Raw genomic sequence first — 4,073 nt, 5'->3', positions numbered from 1 at the left:
ACAGCAAGTTGATCACGAGTCTCGTCCGGGATGCGCATACGACATCAACGAGACCCCACCCCCGAAAGCAACACCTTGATGATCGGCAGGCCCTTAAGGTCGCCTCTGCCGTATCAAGCGGTGCCCCGGCCAGGGGGAGGGCTGGTACTTCATGGGAGGAAGACCTTATGGGACGGTTCCGCCGGATCCGGATCGCTCTCGCGGGCGCGTTGTGTGCCGCGATGCTGCCCGCGGTCTCGGCCGCGGCCGAGACGACGAGCCCGAAGACATACAACATCTGGCAGTGGAACGTCGCCGGGAACAAGCTCAACGCAGGCTCCGTGACCTCAGGCATGGTGGATGGGGCCGTGTCGTCGATCGTGTACCGCAATGCGGACTTCGCCGCGTTCAACGAGCTCTGCGCGAACCAGTGGCGCGCGCTCGTCACGCAGCTGCGAGCGGCGAACTGGCCCGACGATCATGACAATTTCGGTCGCTTCGAGGCCAGCAGGACGGCGGACGACCCCGACGTATGTGGTGGGGAGGCGTTCGGCAACGCGATCTTCAGCAAGCGTCCGCTCGGCACCGCCGACCGGATCGAGCTCCCGGACGACGGAACGGACGAGAAGCGGAACCTGCTCTGCGCGCCGCTTCTCGCCGACTCGGCCACCCGCTTCTGTACGACGCACATCACGGTGGCTTCGGACGCCGACAAGCTGAAGCAGCTCCAGGACGTCCAGGGGCGGCTCGACGCGTGGGTCAACGCCGGCCAGACGGTCATGATCGCGGGCGACTTCAACGTCCAGCCCCACTACCCCTCGCTGGACACGTTCTACTCGGCCACCTTGGAGACCGGTATCAACGGCGGCAACAGGGGGTTGTTCCGGGAACTGGACGACACCGACCCCGTCAAGACGGAACTCCCCTCCTGCCTCGGATACGGCGAGTGGACGGCCGACGACAAGACCGTCAGTCAGTCACCGTGCAAGACCATGCGGAAAATCGACATGCTCTTCGTCTCGGAGGCGGCGCTCGCCGGCCCGGACAGCTACAGCGCGGATTCGCTGGCGATCTCCACCGCCTGTGATCGCACGGACAAATCGCCGGACGGCCGCTGCTCGGATCACCGCATCCTCATCGGCACCGCCACCGTGAAGTAGCAGGCCGCACAAAGACGGTCAGGCTCAGTCGAGGAAGGCGACGCTCCAGTGCGGGAACGTCGGTCCGGGTTCCGATGAACCGTTCCGCAGCGGGGCCCCTTCCGGCATCCCTTCCGTCCGGGACCCCACCGCTTCGGCCGGCCGTCGGTTTCCTGGGTCGTCACACCCAGGGGCCGACGGCCCCGTACAGGTCGATTCCGGCCTGTACGGTGCGCAGTGTCCAGTAGGTGGCCGTCATGACACCCGCCACGATGACGCAGCCCGCGCGGACCTTGCGCCACCCCTTCTTCTCGCGCATGTGCGGCTTCTCCTCTCGACGTTCCTGGCAGAGGGCCAGGGCCTCGTCCCTCATCTCAGGACCCGGGTGCTCGAGATGGGGGCCGTTGAGAAGTCGTGCCGCAGTGATGTCCATAAGGCTACAAGGGGTGTTTGGATGCCCGAAATGGCGTATGCGTGTCGGGTATTTAATCATATAAATTGCCGCACTCGTGATGTGCGGTCAGCCCTGGACCACCTCAAGCCCGAACACGCATCGATGCTCGCGGATACATCAGACATTCGCCTTCCGCAGCTCATGGAGTGCTCAACTGGCCTTTCCACAGCGGAACTCCACGGTTTTGACATGCGGCCCACGCACCTTTGGGGGACAGACCGTAGTTGTGCGCGCTCCACTCACCACGCACAGCGGTCCGTCCGGAATCGTCCTGCCGGGGCGCGGAAAAATCGCCGTCCACCCGCCGTGACCGAACAGCGCGCCACCCAACCGAAACCCGCCCCTCGTGACGAGAACGGGTGCTCCCTGAAACCGCCCTTCCAGGCACTGCCGTTCCTTTCACGCCCTCATCAGGAGTGCGGCGAGGATGATTGGACCGTTTCTCCAGACAGAACGGCGCATACTCGGCGCGTTGTCTGGAGAAACGGTCCAAGCAGCATCCTGTAACCGCTCACCGTGGCCGGGCGGCACCTCGTCGCCGCCGGACGTGTCAGTCGTCCTGCACCTGGATCAGTACGCCGAAGCGGTCACCGTCGCTGCCGGCGACGAAGGTGTCCATGGTGGTGCCGGTGACACCGTCCACGCCGTGCCCGTCCTCAGTCCGTCTCCCGCACGCGTGCGGTGGTTCGCTCGGCGAGCTCGCGGACGCCCTTCGCGGCGTTGTCCGAGAGCTCGCCGAGTACGGCGTCGGCGGCGGTGAGGAGGGCACGGGCCTCCTCGGGGCGGCCCGCGTCGGCCAGGGCGAGGGTGAGCCGGTAGTGCTCCTCGGCGATGAAGCGGCCGAGGTTGACCCGCTGCCAGTGGCGCAGTGAGTCGTCGTCCGGGGTGGCCAGGGCCTCGCGCACGGCGGCCAGACTGTCCGCCGCCTGCGGCAGCCGGCCCGCCTCCCGCTCCAGGCGGGCGAGGGTGTGCCGGGCCGAGGCCCGGTCCCACGCCGTCTCCTGGAGGGCGGCGTACAGGTGCTGGGCGCGCAGCGCCTGGGGAAGGTCGCCGAGTTCCTCGAAGTCCTGGGCGAGCCCGCTCAGTGGAGCCGTGGTCAGGGTGTGGGGCGCGTCGGGGCGGCGGAGTCTGCTCTGGTCCAGGACGATGCCGTCGAGTTCGCGGATCAGCGTCACCCGCGCGAGGTCCGTCATCCCCTGGTCCCGCGCCAGGTCGGTCCAGGTGGAGACCGGCTCGTCCGACGGGTCCGTCCCGAACATCGACTCGTCGAGCTCCCGCGCCCACTGTCGCAACTCGTCCGCGCTCGCCCCCGGTTCCGGCACACCGCCCAGGCCGCACGCCGTGTCGAAGTCCGTCTCCCGGACCTCGGCCAGCAGCGGCAGATCTCCGGTGTCCCCGTGCAGCCCCACCAGCACGGCCGCGAGCCGCAGTTCGTCCGTCATCGAGGACCGTGTCTCGTGCCGCAGCAAATGGCGCAGCAGCTCCGGATCGCCCTCGGCGCGGTCGAACTGCGCGGCCCGCAGGGTGATCCGGCGCCGGACCGGGTCCTCGGCGACTTCGCGCCATGCCGCGGGGTCGCCCTCCCGCAGACGGGCGAGATCCGTGCGGCCCGCCGCGAGCACGGGCTCCCACAGTGGTGGACCGGCCGGGCCCAACCGGTCGTACGCGCACCCCTCGTCCGCGTTGAGCAGGACGAAGTCCGGCTCGGTGCGCAGCAGTGCCGCGCGCAGTCTGCCCACCAGCTCGACCGGGGAGCGTTCCGGGAAGCCCAGCGCCGCACGGAGCTCGACCCGCTTCTCGTCGATTCCGTAGTGCTCGCGGATCGCGTCCTCGGTCTCCGTGACGTACGCCAGGATCCTCTCCTCGCCGTCGTCCGGCGACAGGTGTGTGCAGTCGCGCCAGCAGGGCAGGCCGATCATGAGCTCCAGGGCCTCGTCGACACTGGATCCGATGATCCCCGCGGCGCCATCCGAGTCGGCGTAGAGCACCGAGCCGTCCCCGCACACGAAGTACGTACCGCCGGTGTCGTCCCCGGCCACGGTCTCCAGCGGCCCGCCCGAGGCGAGGCGGACCTCCTCGCCATGGCCGTGGGCGGCGCGGTCGAGGTCGAAGTCGAACGGGAAGGCGGCCAGTTCGGCCAGGCGGTGGTCCTGCCGCAGCAGCCGTAGCGCGTGATCGGTCATGTCACGGAAAGTAACACCGCCCACTGACCGAGGGATACAAGGGGAGTCAGGCATGGGGGTGGTTGGGTCCCTGGGCGCGTGCCTGGTCAGCGGACAGCTCGGTCTGCAGGCGCGCCGCCTCCGCATGGTCCCCGGCCTGCGCGACGAAACCGATACGCCGGGAGCGAGCCGCCAGAGTGTCGGAATGGTCGGCTCCCAGGACCCGTGCCCGGTCGGTCACCACCCCCCGTTATCTTCTTCGCGGTCCTGCAAGAGGGCCGCTGGCCTCCGGGCCCGGCATGACTGTTGCCCCCTGTCGAACGGATGACCTGGGGGGTG

At 68.5% G+C, this 4,073-nt stretch carries 3 protein-coding genes; 1 reads left to right on the top strand and 2 read right to left on the bottom strand.

The window, feature by feature from the left end:
- Nucleotides 1-221 precede the first annotated feature (221 nt).
- Entirely contained in the window at nucleotides 222-1,139 is a 918-nt protein-coding gene (locus ACH5AO_RS37105) for an endonuclease/exonuclease/phosphatase family protein (protein WP_398932541.1), read from the top strand.
- Nucleotides 1,140-1,299: 160 nt separating this feature from the next.
- Here ACH5AO_RS37105 and ACH5AO_RS37100 read toward each other — a convergent pair whose 3' ends face one another.
- Both ACH5AO_RS37100 and ACH5AO_RS37095 read right to left on the bottom strand, forming a co-directional pair.
- Nucleotides 1,300-1,437 (bottom strand): hypothetical protein, encoded by a 138-nt coding sequence (locus ACH5AO_RS37100; RefSeq protein WP_398932539.1) that lies wholly within the window; start codon nucleotides 1,435-1,437, stop codon nucleotides 1,300-1,302.
- A gap of 791 nt (nucleotides 1,438-2,228) precedes the next feature.
- Entirely contained in the window at nucleotides 2,229-3,755 is a 1,527-nt protein-coding gene (locus ACH5AO_RS37095) for a hypothetical protein (protein ID WP_398932537.1), read from the bottom strand.
- Nucleotides 3,756-4,073 lie beyond the last annotated feature (318 nt).

Source organism: Streptomyces sp. NPDC018964, assembly GCF_044390325.1.
Lineage (GTDB): Bacteria > Actinomycetota > Actinomycetes > Streptomycetales > Streptomycetaceae > Streptomyces.
Note: the sequence above shows the minus strand (reverse complement) of the source record. Positions and strands in the feature narration are given on the sequence as shown.